The 15,655-nt window shown below is 66.1% G+C and carries 14 protein-coding genes; 9 read left to right on the top strand and 5 right to left on the bottom strand.

Annotated elements, in window-relative coordinates; genetic code table 11:
• Positions 1–251 precede the first annotated feature (251 nt).
• Genes AC57B5_RS11105 through AC57B5_RS11095 form a run of 3 tightly spaced genes read left to right on the top strand, consistent with a single transcriptional unit; the run spans position 252 to position 5,111 of the window.
• Positions 252–2,174, top strand: a complete 1,923-nt coding sequence (locus AC57B5_RS11105; RefSeq protein WP_012204247.1) for a PrkA family serine protein kinase — start codon at positions 252–254, stop codon at positions 2,172–2,174.
• A 46-nt stretch (positions 2,175–2,220) separates the two neighbouring features.
• Positions 2,221–3,486, top strand: a complete 1,266-nt coding sequence (locus AC57B5_RS11100; protein ID WP_097203007.1) for a YeaH/YhbH family protein — start codon at positions 2,221–2,223, stop codon at positions 3,484–3,486.
• Positions 3,483–5,111 (top strand): SpoVR family protein, encoded by a 1,629-nt coding sequence (locus tag AC57B5_RS11095; protein ID WP_013803510.1) that lies wholly within the window; start codon positions 3,483–3,485, stop codon positions 5,109–5,111. Before AC57B5_RS11100 ends, AC57B5_RS11095 begins: the two co-directional genes overlap by 4 nt.
• Before the next feature lie 12 nt (positions 5,112–5,123).
• Here the strand turns inward: AC57B5_RS11095 and AC57B5_RS11090 are convergent, their stop codons facing one another.
• Both AC57B5_RS11090 and AC57B5_RS11085 read right to left on the bottom strand, forming a co-directional pair.
• Complete coding sequence (locus AC57B5_RS11090; RefSeq protein ID WP_013803509.1) at positions 5,124–5,432, bottom strand: hypothetical protein; 309 nt, start codon at positions 5,430–5,432, stop codon at positions 5,124–5,126.
• A gap of 62 nt (positions 5,433–5,494) precedes the next feature.
• Complete coding sequence (locus AC57B5_RS11085; protein ID WP_013803508.1) at positions 5,495–6,835, bottom strand: ammonium transporter; 1,341 nt, start codon at positions 6,833–6,835, stop codon at positions 5,495–5,497.
• A 229-nt stretch (positions 6,836–7,064) separates the two neighbouring features.
• Here AC57B5_RS11085 and blaOXA point away from each other — a divergent pair, with 229 nt between their 5' ends.
• Entirely contained in the window at positions 7,065–7,865 is an 801-nt protein-coding gene (blaOXA, locus tag AC57B5_RS11080) for a class D beta-lactamase (RefSeq protein WP_496399524.1), read from the top strand.
• Between the two features lie 54 nt (positions 7,866–7,919).
• On the opposite strand, the gene AC57B5_RS11075 is transcribed toward blaOXA, so the two are convergent.
• Entirely contained in the window at positions 7,920–8,660 is a 741-nt protein-coding gene (locus tag AC57B5_RS11075) for an SOS response-associated peptidase (protein WP_013803506.1), read from the bottom strand.
• Between the two features lie 132 nt (positions 8,661–8,792).
• On the opposite strand from AC57B5_RS11075, the gene AC57B5_RS11070 reads away from it, so the two are divergent.
• Positions 8,793–9,200 carry a hypothetical protein gene (locus AC57B5_RS11070; protein ID WP_496399523.1) on the top strand — a complete coding sequence of 136 codons (408 nt, stop codon included), beginning with the start codon at positions 8,793–8,795 and terminating at the stop codon, positions 9,198–9,200.
• A 39-nt stretch (positions 9,201–9,239) separates the two neighbouring features.
• Here AC57B5_RS11070 and AC57B5_RS11065 read toward each other — a convergent pair whose 3' ends face one another.
• Positions 9,240–10,043 carry a PhzF family phenazine biosynthesis protein gene (locus AC57B5_RS11065; protein WP_496399522.1) on the bottom strand — a complete coding sequence of 268 codons (804 nt, stop codon included), beginning with the start codon at positions 10,041–10,043 and terminating at the stop codon, positions 9,240–9,242.
• A 201-nt stretch (positions 10,044–10,244) separates the two neighbouring features.
• A complete protein-coding gene (locus AC57B5_RS11060) occupies positions 10,245–11,909 on the bottom strand; it encodes a hypothetical protein (protein WP_496399521.1) in 1,665 nt (554 codons plus the stop codon).
• A 176-nt stretch (positions 11,910–12,085) separates the two neighbouring features.
• On the opposite strand from AC57B5_RS11060, the gene AC57B5_RS11055 reads away from it, so the two are divergent.
• From AC57B5_RS11055 to AC57B5_RS11040, 4 genes are all read left to right on the top strand, one after another.
• Positions 12,086–13,054 (top strand): helix-turn-helix transcriptional regulator, encoded by a 969-nt coding sequence (locus AC57B5_RS11055; RefSeq protein WP_043822896.1) that lies wholly within the window; start codon positions 12,086–12,088, stop codon positions 13,052–13,054.
• An 82-nt stretch (positions 13,055–13,136) separates the two neighbouring features.
• Positions 13,137–13,736, top strand: a complete 600-nt coding sequence (locus tag AC57B5_RS11050; protein WP_012204257.1) for a TetR/AcrR family transcriptional regulator — start codon at positions 13,137–13,139, stop codon at positions 13,734–13,736.
• Between the two features lie 78 nt (positions 13,737–13,814).
• Positions 13,815–15,005, top strand: a complete 1,191-nt coding sequence (locus tag AC57B5_RS11045; protein WP_496399520.1) for an NAD(P)/FAD-dependent oxidoreductase — start codon at positions 13,815–13,817, stop codon at positions 15,003–15,005.
• A gap of 51 nt (positions 15,006–15,056) precedes the next feature.
• Entirely contained in the window at positions 15,057–15,485 is a 429-nt protein-coding gene (locus AC57B5_RS11040) for a helical membrane plugin domain-containing protein (protein WP_496399519.1), read from the top strand.
• Positions 15,486–15,655 lie beyond the last annotated feature (170 nt).

Below are 15,655 nucleotides of genomic sequence, written 5' to 3'. Positions count from 1 at the left end.
AAAAGTGGGAGCGTCAGGCGCTGTATTCACGGGCCTTGCTGCAGGCCCGGCTGGCTCAAGCCCCTGTCCCGGCGCCGCAAAAAGCGGGGTAGTCCAGGAACCTGACATTGTGACCTCGCGCGCAATGCAGACATGTGGGACGTATGAGCTATTCAAAGCCGATGCAAGGTGCTACAACAGTTCCACACGGTAGCGAATGCCTTGCAACTTCGCGGCACTGTTCGCCCTCGGGTGCCGCCGGGAGAGGTCGTATGGATGTCATCAGCAACTCGGCTGCACGTTACGTTCGCCTTCGCGAAGAAGAGATGTCGCTGGACGAATTTCTCGCCCTGTGCCAGCGCGATCCCATGGCTTACGAAGGTGCTGCCCAGCGCATGCTGGCAGCCATCGGCGAACCTGAAATGGTGGACACGCGCAATGATCCACGCCAGTCGCGGCTGTTTGCCAACAAGGTCATCCGGCGCTATCCGGCCTTCGCCGAGTTCTATGGCATGGAAGACTCCATCGAGCAGGTGGTGAGCTTCTTCCGCCATGCGGCCCAGGGCCTGGAAGAGCGCAAGCAGATCCTCTATCTGCTGGGCCCCGTGGGCGGTGGCAAGAGTTCCATCGCCGAGCGCCTCAAATACCTGATGCAGAAGGTGCCGTTCTACGCCCTCAAGGGCTCGCCCGTGAACGAGTCGCCACTGGGCCTGTTCGACCCCGTGGAGGACGGGCCGCTGCTGGAGGAGCAGTTCGGCATTCCCCGGCGCTGCCTCAACCATGTGCTGTCGCCCTGGGCCGTCAAGCGCCTGGAGGAGCTGGGCGGCGATATCCGCCAGTTCCGCGTGGTCAAGCGCTATCCCAGCATCTCCAGGCAGGTGGGCATTGCCAAGACCGAGCCCGGCGACGAGAACAACCAGGACATCTCCAGCCTGGTGGGCAAGGTGGACATCCGCAAGCTGGAGAACTTTGCCCAGGACGACACCGACGCCTACAGCTACTCGGGCGGCCTGTGCCTGGCCAACCAGGGCCTGCTGGAGTTCGTGGAAATGTTCAAGGCGCCCATCAAGGTGCTGCACCCGCTGCTGACGGCCACGCAGGAGAGCAACTACAAGGGAACGGAGGGCTTTGGCGCCATTCCCTTCGACGGCATGGTGCTGGCCCACAGCAACGAGAGCGAGTGGAAGGCCTTCCGCAACAACCGCAACAACGAGGCCTTCCTGGACCGCGTTTACATCGTCAAGGTGCCGTACTGCCTGCGTGTTTCCGAGGAGGTGCGCATCTACGAGAAGCTGATCCGCGAGTCGTCCCTGGCCAGCGCCGTTTGCGCGCCCGGCACGCTCAAGATGATGGCCCAGTTCGCCGTGCTCACGCGGCTGAAGGAGCCCGAGAACTCCAGCATCTTCAGCAAGATGCAGGTCTATGACGGCGAAAGCCTCAAGGACACGGACCCGCGCGCCAAGAGCTTCCAGGAGTACCGCGACTATGCGGGCGTGGACGAGGGCATGTCGGGCATCTCCACGCGCTTCGCGTTCAAGATCCTGTCCAAGGTCTTCAACTACGACAGCACCGAGGTGGCGGCCAACCCGGTGCACCTGATGTATGTGCTGGAGCAGCAGATCGAGCGCGAGCAGTTCCCGGCCGAGCTGGAGACCAAGTACACCAGCTACATCAAGGAGTACCTGTCGCCGCACTATGCCGAGTTCATCGGCAAGGAAATCCAGACCGCCTATCTGGAGAGCTACAGCGAGTACGGCCAGAACATCTTCGACCGCTACGTCACCTACGCCGACTACTGGATACAGGACAGCGAGTACCGCGACAACGATACCGGCGAGGCCTTCGACCGCAACGCGCTCAATGCCGAGATGGAGAAGGTCGAGAAGCCCGCGGGCATTGCCAATGCCAAGGACTTCCGCAACGAGATCGTCAACTTCGTGCTGCGCGCGCGGGCCAACAACCAGGGCAAGAACCCCAGCTGGACCAGCTACGAGAAGCTGCGCGTGGTGATAGAGAAGAAGATGTTCTCCAATACCGAGGAGCTGCTGCCCGTGATCAGCTTCAACGCCAAGGCCAGTGCCGAGGACGCGCGCAAGCACGAGGACTTCGTCACCCGGATGGAGGCCAAGGGCTATACGTCCAAGCAGGTGCGCCTGCTGTGCGAGTGGTACCTGCGCGTTCGCAAGAGCAACTGACGGGTGGGTGCGCCGCCCTTCGGCGCGCCCGGGCTGGGGGGAACAGATGGCATTGCAAATCATCGATCGCAGGCTGGCCGGCAAGAACAAGTCGGTGGGCAACCGCGAGCGCTTCGTGCGCCGCTACAAGGCGCAGATCGCCGAGGCGGTGCGCCGCGCGGTGGACAAGCGCGGCATCCGCCACATGGAGGAGTCCGAGAGCGTCTCCATCCCGCGCAAGGACATCCGCGAGCCCGTGTTCCACCACGGGCAGGGCGGTGTCCATGACACGGTGCACCCGGGCAACACCGAGCATGTGCGCGGCGACCGCATTGCCCGGCCGCAGGGCGGCGCAGGCGGCGGCTCCCAGGCCAGCGACAGCGGCGAGGGCGAGGACGACTTCACCTTCACCCTGACCAAGGAAGAGTTCATGGAACTGTTCTTTGAAGACCTGGCCCTGCCGCGCCTGCTGCGCACCCACATCGGCAACACCATGCAGTACAAGACGCGCCGCGCCGGCTACAGCCACGACGGCACGCCGCACAACCTGGCCCTGCTGCGCACCATGCGCGGCGCCCTGGGCCGTCGCATTGCGCTGACCAAGGCGCCGCACCGCGAACTCAAGGCACTGGAAGAGCAGCTGCAAGCGCTGCTGGCGCAGGACGATGGCACCAGCGAGGCGGCGGCCGAGCTGCAGCAGCGCATCGATGCGCTGAAGCTGCGCATGGGCACGGTGGCCTTTCTCGACCCCATCGATCTGCGGTTTCGCAACCGCACGCGCGTGCCTGCGCCCATCAGCCAGGCCGTGATGTTCTGCGTGATGGATGTGTCCGGCTCCATGGACCAGGACCGCAAGGACCTGGCCAAGCGCTTCTTCATCCTGCTGTACCTGTTCCTGACGCGGCACTACGAGAAGATCGACATCGTGTTCATCCGCCACCACACGCAGGCGGCCGAGGTCAGCGAGGACGAGTTCTTCCACTCCCAGGAAAGCGGCGGCACGGTGGTCAGCAGTGCGCTGGTGCTGCTGGACCAGATCATCCGCGCGCGCTACCCGTCCGGGGACTGGAACATCTACGTGGCCCAGGCCAGCGATGGCGACAACTTCGGCGACGACGGCTCCAACTGCCGCAACCTGCTGGTCGAGAAAATCCTGCCGCTGGTGCGCTACTTCGCCTATGTGCAGGTGGTGCAGGAAGAGCAGAGCCTGTGGCAGGAGTACAGCCAGGTGCTGCCGCTGTTCTCGCACTTCGCCATGCGCAAGGTGTCGGACGCCAGCGAGATCTATCCCGTGTTCCGCGACCTGTTCAAGAAAGAGGGGGTATCGGTATGAACCTCTCTCACTATCCCGTGCTGGCGCCCCGCCATGCCACGCCGCAGTGGAAATCCCATCTGGCCAGCGACCGGGCCCAGCGCATCGTGCCCTCCGCGCCGCTGCCGGCGGGGGCGCGGCCGGCCGAGCCTCTGCCCGATCCCAGCGACTGGACCTTCGAGCTCATCGAGCGCTATCACGCAGCGATTGCGGCCGCCGCCGAACGCTACGGCCTGGACACCTATCCCAACCAGCTGGAAGTGATCTCGGCCGAGCAGATGATGGACGCCTACGCCAGCGTGGGCATGCCCGTGGGCTACCGCCACTGGAGCTATGGCAAGGAATACATGGCGACGGAGCGGCGCTACCGGCGCGGCCACATGGGCCTGGCCTACGAGATCGTCATCAACTCCAATCCCTGCATCAGCTATCTGATGGAGGAAAACACCACGGCCATGCAGGCCCTGGTGATCGCCCATGCGGCGTACGGCCACAACAGCTTCTTCAAGAACAACTACCTGTTCGGCATGTGGACGGATGCGGGCAGCATCATCGACTACCTGGTCTATGCGCGCGACTTCATCTCCCAGTGCGAGGAGCGCCACGGCCTGACGACGGTGGAGCAATGGCTGGACTCCTGCCACGCGCTGTCCAACCTGGGCGTGGACCGTTACCGCCGCCCCTCCAAGAAAAGCCTGGCGCGCGAGCGGGCCGAGCGCGAGCAGCGCGAGGCCTATGCCCAGCAGCAGGTCAACGAGCTGTGGCGCACCCTGCCGGCCCGCCCCGGCAAGGACAGCGCGGCGCAGCACAGCGAGCGCTTTCCCAAGGAGCCCGAGGAAAACCTGCTGTACTTCATCGAGAAGAACGCCCCGCTGCTGGAGCCCTGGCAGCGCGAGATCGTGCGCATCGTGCGCAAGATCGCCCAGTACTTCTATCCGCAGCGCCAGACCCAGGTGATGAACGAGGGCTGGGCCACGTTCTGGCACTACACCCTGCTCAACACCCTGTACGACGAAGGCTGGCTGACCGACGGCGTGATGATCGAATGGCTGTCCTCCCACACCAACGTGATCTACCAGCCGCCCGCCGGCCACCGCGCCTACAGCGGCATCAATCCCTATGCGCTGGGCTTTGCCATGTACCGCGACATCCGCCGCATCTGCCAGGACCCGACCGAGGAAGACCGCCGCTGGTTCCCCGACCTGGCAGGCACGCCCTGGCTGCCGGCGCTGCACCATGCCATGCAGAACTTCAAGGACGAGAGCTTTGTCGGCCAGTACCTGAGCCCGCAGCTGATGCGCGACATGCGCCTGTTCTCCATCCATGACGATGCCAGCGAACGCGAGCTGCTGGTCAGCGCCATCCACGACGACGACGGCTACCGCACCCTGCGCCAGACCCTGTCGCAGCAGTACGACCTGGGCGCGCGCGAGCCCAATATCCAGGTCTGGAACGTGAACCTGCGCGGCGACCGCTGCCTGACACTGCGCCACACGCGCTACCAGGGCCGGCCGCTGTCCGACGATGCGCTGGAAGTGCTCAAGCACGCAGCGCGCCTGTGGGGCTTTGGCGTGCAGATGGAAAGCGTCAACGGCGATGGCGACGCGCCCGTGCTGCTGCACTCCGTGCCCGCGCCACCGGCCTGATCAAGCAAGACGCTAGCGCAGCGTGCCCACGTACTTGCGGTTTTCCGCACGCTGGCGCATCAGCTCGCCGGCGCGCTGCATGAGCGGCGAGCGCTCGGCGGGCCCGGCCAGCGCGGCGTTCCAGGCCGCTTCGAAGCGGTGGGTCCAGTCCACCAGTTCGGGCGTGCTGCGCGCCCCTTCCTGCTCCCGGGCGAAGCGGATGATTTCGGCGGCGTACTCGGCATTGGCTGCCAGCCATTCGGTATCGGTCACGCGGCCGCAGCTTCTGCGCAGCAGCACATGCAGGTGCGCGGCGATGGCCAGGAGTTCGCTTTCGGGCATGTAGTGGGCACTCCTTCGGTTTGACGATCATCGGGCGCCGGGCCGCTTTGCGGCTCGGCCGTTCATCCACTCAGGCGTTCGCGGTGCAGCGCCAGGTCCAGGCCCTGCAGCTCGCTTTCCTCGTCCACGCGCAGGCCGATCAGCATGTCCAGCAGCCACAGCAGCACGGCCGTGGCCACCAGCGTGAACAAGGCCACGGCCAGCACGCTCACGGCCTGGGTGAGCACGCTGCCCTGTACGCCGCCGATCTGCGGGCTGGCAAACACGCCTGTCAGCAGCGATCCCACGATGCCGCCCACGCCATGCACGCCAAACACATCCAGCGAATCGTCCGCGCCCAGCAGCCGCTTGAGGCCCGTGGCGCCCCAGTAGCAGGCGACACCGGCGATCAGGCCGATACACAGCGCCGACAGCGGCGTCACGAAGCCGGCCGCCGGCGTGATCGCCACCAGGCCGCCGACCAGCCCCGAGCACAGCCCCAGCAGCGTGGCCTTGCCGCGCACCACATACTCGGCCAGCGACCAGGCCAGGGCGCCCGCGCTGGCGGCAATGTGGGTGACGGCCAGCGCCAGCGCCGCCCGGCTGTCCCCGGCCAGCGATGAGCCGGCGTTGAAGCCGAACCAGCCCATCCACAGCAGGGCCGCGCCCATCATGGTCAAGGCCAGGTTGTAGGGCTCGAAGGGCTCGTGCCCGTAGCCGCGGCGCGGCCGCAGGAACCAGGCGCAGACCAGGCCGGCCACGCCCGCGTTCACATGCACCACGGTGCCCCCGGCAAAGTCCAGCGCGCCCATGCGCGCCAGCCAGCCGCCGGGCTCCCACACCCAGTGCGCCACCGGTGCATAGACCAGCAGGCTCCACAGGCCCACGAAGATCAGCATGGCACCGAAGCGCATGCGCTCCACCCAGGCGCCCACCAGCAAGGCGGCGGTGATCACGGCAAAGGCCAGCTGGAACATGGCATAGGCTGCTTCAGGCACATGCGGCGCCAGGTGGCTCACGGCCACCAGGCCCTTGGCGGCGTTGAAATCCAGCCCCGCGAACCAGGCGCGCGAATCACCGCCTATCCACGCATTGCCTGGCGTGAAGGCCAGCGAGTAGCCGAGTGCAAACCACAGAATGCTCACCAGGCAGGCAATCGCCACCACGCTGGCCATGGTGTTGAGCACGTTCTTGCGGCGCACCATGCCCGCATAGAACAGCGCAATGCCGGGCAGCGTCATCAGCAGCACCAGCACCGTGGCCGTCATCAGCCAGACCGTGTCCACGGCGCTGATGGATTCCACCGCCACCAGCGACGGCCGCGTGATCGCCTGCTCGGCCGCCTGCGCCGTCTGCGCCGCACCCAGGACCGCGACCCATCCTCCCCCCACCAATGTTCTCAATGCCCGTGCGCACCTGTGCATGCAATGACTCCCTTGTTTGTTGTGGTCATGGGGCCGTCTGCCGTTGCCGCCATGGCTGCATTGGCCGGCCTGCAGCGGCCTTGCACAAGTCGTGCCAGCGCATACGGGGCCCCTGGGGCCCGAGCGATGCGGCCGGAACACCAAAACGGGAAAACCGCGAGTCAAAACAGGGCAGCCGGGCAGGCGGTGCACCATCGCCGTGCGGTGGTGCAGCTCTTAAACTGCCTGCATGAATCGAAGAAATCTGATGTGCGCCGCGCTGCTCGCCTGTCTGTCACAGGCGGCTCTGGCGGCTGCCGAATTGCAGGACAAGCCCGAATGGGACCGCTTCTTTGCCGATGCCAAGGTCGATGGCAGCATCGTCGTGGTCGATGCCAGAGGCCAGGCTGAAGCCGTCTACGTCCACAACCGTGACCGCGCGGCGCGGCGCTACTCGCCCGCTTCCACCTTCAAGATCCCGCACAGCCTGTTCGCGCTGGACGCCGGGCTGCTGCGCGATGAATTCCAGCGCATTCCCTGGGATGGCGTGAAGCGCCAGTTGCCGGCCTGGAATGCCGATCAGGACCTGCGCTCGGCCATGCGCAACTCCACCCTGTGGGTGTACGAAGGCTTTGCCAGGGAGCTTGGCAGCGCGCGTGAGGCTGCCTACATGCGCAAGATCGACTACGGCAATGCGCTGGCCACGGGCGAGGCGCCTTTCTGGGTGGAAGGCGACCTGGCCATTTCGGCGCTGGAGCAGGTGGCCTTCCTGCAGCGGCTGTACCGCAATCGGCTGCCATTGCCGGCGGAGCACCAGCGGCTGGTGAAGGACGTGATGATCAACGAGGCGGGCCCGGACTGGATACTGCGCGCCAAAACCGGCTGGACGGGCCGTATCGGCTGGTGGGTGGGCTGGGTGGAATGGCCGGCCGGCCCCGTGTTCTTCGCCATGAACATGGACACGCCCCACCGGCTGGCCGACCTGCCCAAGCGCCAGGGCATCACGCGCGACATCCTGCGCTCCATCAACGCGTTGCCCAAGGCGCCGTAGCGCGCGGGACAAGGGCTATGCGTCAGCCCGTCAGCCCATCAGCCCATCAGCCCATCAGCCCATCAGCCCTGGAGGCCGCTTGTCGGCCTTGCGCTCCACCGGATTGGCGGTGAGCCAGTTGGACGGGTACTGGCGCATGAACTCGCGCGCCTTTTCCACGCGCGCGTTGAGCCAGGCGTCGTAGGCGCCTTCGTTGAGAATCGCCGGCATGCGCTTTTCCGCGCCGGGCTGCTGGTAGCGGTGCAGCAGCGCATGGCTGTTGGCGTTGACCGTGAGCAGGGCGTAGCTCAGCAGCACCTCGCCGTCGGGGCCCGTCCACTGCGCCCACACGCCGGCCACGCCCATGGGCTTGCCGTCGATGCGCGAGATGCGCGTGGGCAGGGCCTTGCCGTTGCGGTAGTCATCCTCGAAAAAGGCGGCCATGGGCACGATGCAGCGCTGGCCATTGAGCCAGGCATCGCGGAAGGCCTGGGCCGTGGAGACGGTCTCCGAACGCGCATTCACCAGCTTGAGCGCGCGCAGCCGGCCGTCCGAAGCCGACTTCACCCAGTGCGGCACCAGGCCCCATTGGGCGGCAACCAGCTCGCGTGCGGGAGTGGTGGGTGCTGCAGGCGGTGTGTCGGGAGCTGCAGGTTCTGCCTGTTCAGCGGCTGCCTCTGCAGCCACGGCGACGCTGCGGATGAAAAAGCCGGACTTGCGCGGCGTCATGTTGCGCTCGCTGGCCGCGGGCGCTTCCACGTCGAAGGCGTCGCGGTAGGCGTCGGCTTGCGACAGGGATTCGTAGTGGGTACTCATGCGCGGATGGTACCTGCGTGTCCCGGGGGTAACGGCAAGGCGAGAGACTATTCCCTGCGCATTGCGAGCCCGGCGCCGCTGCCGGGTCGATACACTGCCGCGGATTCCATGGCCTCAGGAAAGGAAGCGTGAATGCGGATATGGGTACTGGGCCTTGCAGGCCTGTTGAGCGGCTGCGCAATCTCTGCAGGCATGTGCGATGCCCTGGGTCCCGGCACAACCGCGTCGCTGGTCCTGCCCCAAGGCGCCTCGGCCGAGCAGGCCTTTGCCTGCCTTGACGAAGCCGTGGCCGGCGAAGAGGGCGCCTACCACCTTGGCAACGGCCATGCCATCCGCGACACCAGGGCGGGCGTGCTGGAGACGGCCGACTACGGCGCGCCCAACGTGGCGGGCTTTCGGCTGAGGGCCGAGGTTTCCAGGAGCAAGCCTGCCACTCTGGATCTGTCACTGCGCGGGGCGGGCGCCTATTGCGCCGACCTGGGCGTGGACAGGGAAATGGCCCGGCTCATCGATGGCGCCGGCCGCTGCCTTCGGCGCTGATGCGCCTTCCGCGTCGGCTCCATCGGGACGGGCCCGGAGTCAGACGGTGATCGTCCCGGTCAGGTAACGCGCGCAGTGGCCGGCCACCTCGACGCTGGCATCCGTCACTTCGCAAAACAGCGTGCCCGTGCGGCGCGAGGCCTGGTGGCCGATCAGACGGTTCTTGCCCAGCCTGCCCGCCCAGTAAGGCGCAAGCGCCGCATGGATGGAGCCCGTGACGGGATCTTCCTCGCCGCCATTGGCGGGCCAGAAGTAGCGGCTGACGAAGTCATACGCGGCGCCCGCATCCGCAGGCGCCGTCACCACCACATCCAGCGGCCCCAGCGATTTAAGGCGTTCCAGATCCGGCTTGACGGCCAGCACATCGGCCTCGGCGGCGTAGACCGCCACGTAGGCCTGCTGGTTCACAAGATAGGCCGTGGGCGCGGGCGTCAGGCCTTCGCGCAGCGCGGCCGGCACCTCATCCAGCGGCTTGGCATCGCGGCGCGGGAAGGTCATGACGATGCGTCCGCCATCCTCCTGCGTGGCGGTGACCTTGCCCACGGCAGCGGCCCAGAACGTGATGCTGCGCAGCGCGGGATCGGCCTCGAAGAGCACGAAGGCGCTTGCCAGCGTGGCGTGGCCGCAGAACGCGATCTCCGTGAGCGGGGAGAACCAGCGGATCTCGAAGGCGGCGCGCTCGGCACTCCAGACCAGGAACGAGGTTTCCGAGAGATTGTTCTCTGCCGCAATGGCCTGCAGCGTGGAATCGGCAAGCCATGCATCCAGGGGAATGACGGCGGCCTGATTGCCCTTGAATCGTTCCGATGTGAATGCGTCGATGACGTGGATGGGGAGTTGCATTTGCAAAAAGCCTTTGGGTCGGATTCGTGTGCAGCCCGTCATTGTTGTCTCTGTCTCCAATGGCTGCGCGCGGATTCTACGGTCCCGCAGGACAGAGCTGAGGCACGCATGCCCGGCATGCCGTCCCGCGCGGCTGCGGGGCGCCGCGTGGGATGCCTCGCCCCATCCCTTGCTTGAAATGCCCGCTCCCGGCTGCAAGGCTCACTCAATGCCCAGAACCGTTTTCATGGCAGTCCAGGCCACGCCGTTCAGGCGGGTGGAATAGCTGAGTGCCTGATCTTCACTGGCAATGGCGGCAGGCAGTCGATAGCCGAATACGCTGCCGTCGAATTCCGTATAGCCCCGCGTCACGCCTTGCATGAAGGTCTTGCCAGGGAAGTCGGCAAAGCTCAGCAGGCGCACGCCCTGGGAGGTGGAGAGGGTGTAGGCGCTTTGCGAATGCGCGGTGCAGGCGCCCAGATCGCTGTAGGCCGGAGGGGTGGACTCACAGCTGTAGAACTGGGCGTTGGCCGCGTCGATGAAGGCCACGCGCAACACATGGTTGGCATCGACCGGCCCCGCCGCCCCGACTGTCGAGGCGCGCACGGTGGCTGGAGTCGACAGGTTCACCGCGCTGGCCGGGCGGCCGGCAATCATGGCTTCCAGCGTGGCGAAGCCGAAGCGGTCCGCGGCCGTGTTGTTGATGAAAGCTGGTGACCGGTTCAACTGCACCGACAGTGCAGTGCGTATCTGTGCGCCCTGCGGGAAGACGGCCGAGCCCAGCGTGGCGGGGTCCATTTCGATGGAGCGGTCATGGCGGATGCCCTCAGCCTGCAGCGTTGTGTCTCCGGCACGCAATTGCGTGATGACTTCGGCCATGGGCTTGCCGCTGACGTCCTGCGAAGCGGTGGTAAAGCCCAGGTAGGCGGTGGACTGGTTGCACAGCAGTGTGCGCGAGGGAACCCCCTGTGTCGTCAGGCGCGCAACGGAACTGTCGCAGCGCGTCCATCCGGTGCTGGTGAGCGTGACGGACGGGAACAGCGCTTCCTGCGTACTGGGCGCACCGTTGGTTTTTCCGCTGCGTGTCTCGAACTGGTGGGCAAAGCCGTCTGCCTGGACGACGCCATCGGACCTGCGTTCACGCACGGAGTAGTTCTGCGCGTTGCCGTAGTTCAGGAACGCCAGTTGGTTCGATGCCACGGCCGCTGCGCCAGGTGCCGTCACCTGGATAGGCACGCCCAACTCAAGCGCGTAGGCGGTGACCTTGGCGGCTGTGCGCGCGGTATCCGCAAGCACGGCGGCACTGGAGGCCGCGTCGCTCTGGTAGTCGTAGATCCTGGCGGCGTCGATGCCGAGCTGGCGGGCCACTGCAGCCTCGGCCACTTCCCTGGCCGTGCCGGCCGCGATGGCCTTTTGCACCAGGCTGGTCAGTGGATTGATCTGCGCGGATTTGCCAGCCGGTGCAGACAGCACGAACGCCTTGGCTGTGGCGGTGCTGGTGGGGTCCGCAGTGTCCACGGATTCGGGTGTGATGCGAGCCAGCACGGGAGCCTGGTTGAAGGCAGCGGTGGCTGCCGCATCGCCGGGTTGATAGGTCAGGCTGAACTTGCCGTCGCTGCCGGTGGCCGCTGCGCTGGGTTCGCCCGTGTCGCAGGCTGCATTGGCGTTCAGATCCACGCAGACTGCAGCGTTGCGCACGGCCTGGTCGATGGCGACGGTGCCTGACAGCGTGATGGCCGGCTGTGTCACGGTGCCGCCGCCGGTGCCCCCGCCGCTGTCGGTACCGCCGCTGCCTCCTCCACAGGCATAGAGGCTTGCAACAAGGCCGCACAGCAGCAAAGGGCGCACGGCGGGAAGGGAAGTGGATGCACGGGATTGAATTTGCATGGTGTCGGTACAGGAATGTGTGTGGCAAGCCAACTCTATTTGTGACACGCAACAAACAAAATGATGCAATTGCACTATCCTGAAGCGCTGCCGGGGTGGGACAAGAGGGCACGGCACGCGCAACACCCGCCCGTGCAGTTGTTCTCAACGTATCGAAGAGAGGCAGGCAAGCCGCCATGGACGCTGCGTACAACCACCTGCTGCTGAACCTCTACCGGCTATCGCACGAGCAGCCTGTCGAGCATTTCCAGGACCAGGCGCTGGACCTGCTCAAACCCGTGCTGCCCTTCGACTCGGCCATGTGGGGCTCGGCCACCATGACGACGGCCGGCATCGATATCCACACCATCCATCTTCACCTGCAGCCGCCCGAAATGCTGCAGGCCTATGAAGAGGTCAAGCACCTGGACACGGCGGCGCAGGCCATCGCCAGGCACCCCAGCGAGACGCTGGCCTTTGAAGCGAGGACCTGGTTCGGTGGCAGGCACCAGGGGGCGCTGCGCGACTACGGCAGGCGCTTCGAGCAGTCGCACTTCTTCATCGGCGGGATGGTGGACCCGGCCACTCTTTACACGCGCTGGCTCACGCTGTTTCGCGCCCGCACGGATGCGCATTGCACCGAGGGCGAGCGCCAACTGCTGGCCGCGCTGCTGCCCCATGTGCAGCAGGCGCTGGAACTCAACCGCCTCACGCATCTGGGGCAGCTTCGACAGGGCCTGGCCCGTGATCCGTTGGGCTCGGCACTGGCAGACCCGCGCGGCATCATCCACCACATGGACGTCGTCTTCGAGCACGCCTTGCGCGCCGAATGGCCGGGCTGGCAAGGTCCTCGCCTGCCTGCGGCCGTGCAGACTGCGGCACAGGGTGGCGTCCATCGTCTGGTGGCCCACACCCTGGTCATCACGCTGTTCACGCAGCACGGCCTGCTGTGGCTGCGAGCGCGCCCCCGGTGCGCAGCCGACGGGCTGTCCCCCCGCGAAGCCACGGTTGCCCGGCTTGTGGTCCGGGGCCTGACGCACAAGCAGATTGCAGTCCAACTCCAGCGTGCTCCTGCCACGGTGCGCAATCAGATCCGCTCCATCTACGAAAAGCTGGGCATTGCCAACGTGGCGTCGCTTGCCGAGGCACTCCGGCTGATGGATTGAGGCCAAGGTCCAGGAAAACCCTGGTGTAGTTTGCAAGTGCTTGTGAAAAATAGAATGAAGATTCGTTCTACTATCGGTTCCCATGCAAGACGAGGCCTGGACCTTCTTTCCGCACGCGGGATCGCGCCATGTGCAGACGCTGCGCGTGGCGCTCAGGCTGTTTGTGGAGCGGGGCTTCTTCAATACCTCGATACAGGACCTGTGCGCCGAGGCCGGCGTGTCCATCGGTTTCTTCTACAACCACTTTGCCGACAAGGAAGGCATTGCGCGCGAGCTGTACCGGCATTTGCTGGCGCGCATGAATGTGCTGCTTGACGATATCGAGGAGCGGCACGCGGGCAGCGCCCAGCGCTGCCGCGAGGTGCTGCGCATGCTGTTCGGGCTGGCCGAGGCCGAGCCCGAGGCCATGGGCTTCGTGGTCAATGCGCGCCACCGCGAGTTTCTGCCCGACGAGCAGGCCATCTGTTCGGCCTCGGCCTTCGTGCGCATGCGCGGCTTTGTGTTCGCCGGCATGACCGATGGCGAGATCCGCCAGATGGAGCCCATGGTGGCGGCCAGCCTGATGTATGGCAGCGCGATCCGCATGATCTGCCTGCGGCTGGACGGCATCATCGACACGCCCATAGAGCCCCTGTTCGACGCGCTCTGGGACGGGGTATGGCGATCGCTCAAGCCTGACTGAGCGGCGCATTTTCCGGCGCTGGCGCCGTGCGGCGCCAGCGGTTGTTCCACTGAGGCGAAAGCACAAGGAGTAGCAGGGATGGCGCATCACATCTTGATCATCGGAGGGGGCATTGGCGGCACCATGACCGCCAACCACCTGGTCAGCAAGCTGTATCCGGAGGTGGTCACAGGCAAGGTGCGCATCACCATGCTGTCGAACTCGCCCTGGCATTACTACAAGCCGGCCTTCATGTACGTGGCCTTCAATGCCTTCTTCCGCGACGAGTTGCGGCGCAGGCAGCGCGGCCTGCTGCGGCCCGAGATCGACTTCCTGGTGGAAGAGGTGGAACGCTTCGACTTCGCACTGCAGGCCGTGCACTGCAGGAGCGGCAAGCGCTTCGGCTACGACCATCTGGTGATCTCCACGGGCTGCGTGCCCTCGCCCGAGCGCATCGAAGGCCTGGCCGAGGCCGGCGACCACTTCTACCAGCACGCGCCCGCGCGGCAGCTGGCCGACAAGCTGGCGCGCATAGAAAAGGGCCGCATCTTCGTCACCGTCACCTTTCCAAAGACGCCCAATGTGCCGCACCAGTGCGGCATCGCGCCCATAGAGACCACGCTGATGCTGGACGACCTGCTGCGCCGGCGCGGCGTGCGCGACAAGGTGGAGATCGTCTACACCTATCCCACGGTCTCGCAGCTGCTGCGCAACTGCCTGTTCCTGCAGAAGGACACCTGCGAGATCCTGCCCACGGTGTTCGAGCAGCGCGGCATTCGCCACCAGCGCGGATTCACGCTGGCGCGCGTGGACCCGGAGGCCAAGGTGGCCCACTCGGAGGAGGGCCAGGCCGAGGACTTCGACATCCTCATGGCCACGCCGCCCATACGCGCCGTGCAGGCCGTGCGCGACTGCGGCCTGTCGCAGGCGCAGGACGGCGAAGGCTGGCTGCCCACCGACCACGAGACCATGCAGGTGCTGGGCCAGAGCCATGTCTATGTGCTGGGCGATACGGTGGACCTGCCGGTGAGCAAGGCCGGCGGCGCCTGCCACAACCAGTCGCCCGTGGTGGTGAACAACATCGCCTCGCAGATCCGCTTCGGCCGCACCAGCGATGGCTACGACGGGCGCGTGGTGGCCATCGCCCAGATGGGCCTGGACGGCGGCATGCCGCTTTGGTACGACTACCAGGTCGACGTCAAGCCCACGCCGCCGACCAAGGTCGGCTCGATGATGCGCAAGGGCTTCAACCGCGGCATGTACTGGGCCGTGGCCCGCGCCCTGGTCTGAGGCCAGGGCCTTTGCATTGTCATTCCAAGCACGAAGACAAGGAGCACCGAGATGAACATCGTTTCCGACATTCCCGTGGCGCAGCCCGCCGCTGGCGGCCTGCTGCAGGACGACGCCGCGCTGCAGGGGCTGGCCGAGCTAATGGGCAAGCTGGAGCCGCTGCTGGCGGGCCGGCGCCTGAACCGCGTGGTCGATCTGCTGTCGGCCACGGCGGACCTGGTGGACATGGCAGACGACTACATGGTCGAGAAGGTCGCCAAGGCCTTCGAGGATGGCGTGGGCGGGGCCTGGGCCGCGGGCAATGCCGCGCGCCTGGCGGCGGCCCAGGTGCAGGCCATGGAGGAAACGCCCACCCTGATCGGCCTGATGCGCATGGCACGCGAGCCCGATGTGCGGCGCGGCCTGGCCTTCATGCTGGCCATGGCCGGCGCGCTGGGGCGGCAGCATGCCCACGATCCCATCGACTACGCGGCGGACTGAAACGCAGGGCCGAGCCACGGCCGCCCGGCAGCGCACGGGCTGCGGTGGTACAAACGCCGGGGGCGGATGTGATCCGCCCCTTTTCTTTTTGCCCATTGCCTGCCATGCCTTCTTCCTGTTCCTTGCCGGTGCTGCCGGCCGCTGTCCCTGACCATTGCAGGCCCCGCTGC

The sequence above is a fragment of the Delftia sp. BGA-UO-ETr-SB1 genome (genome assembly GCF_059567865.1).
This window is presented reverse-complemented; position numbering and strand designations above follow the sequence as displayed.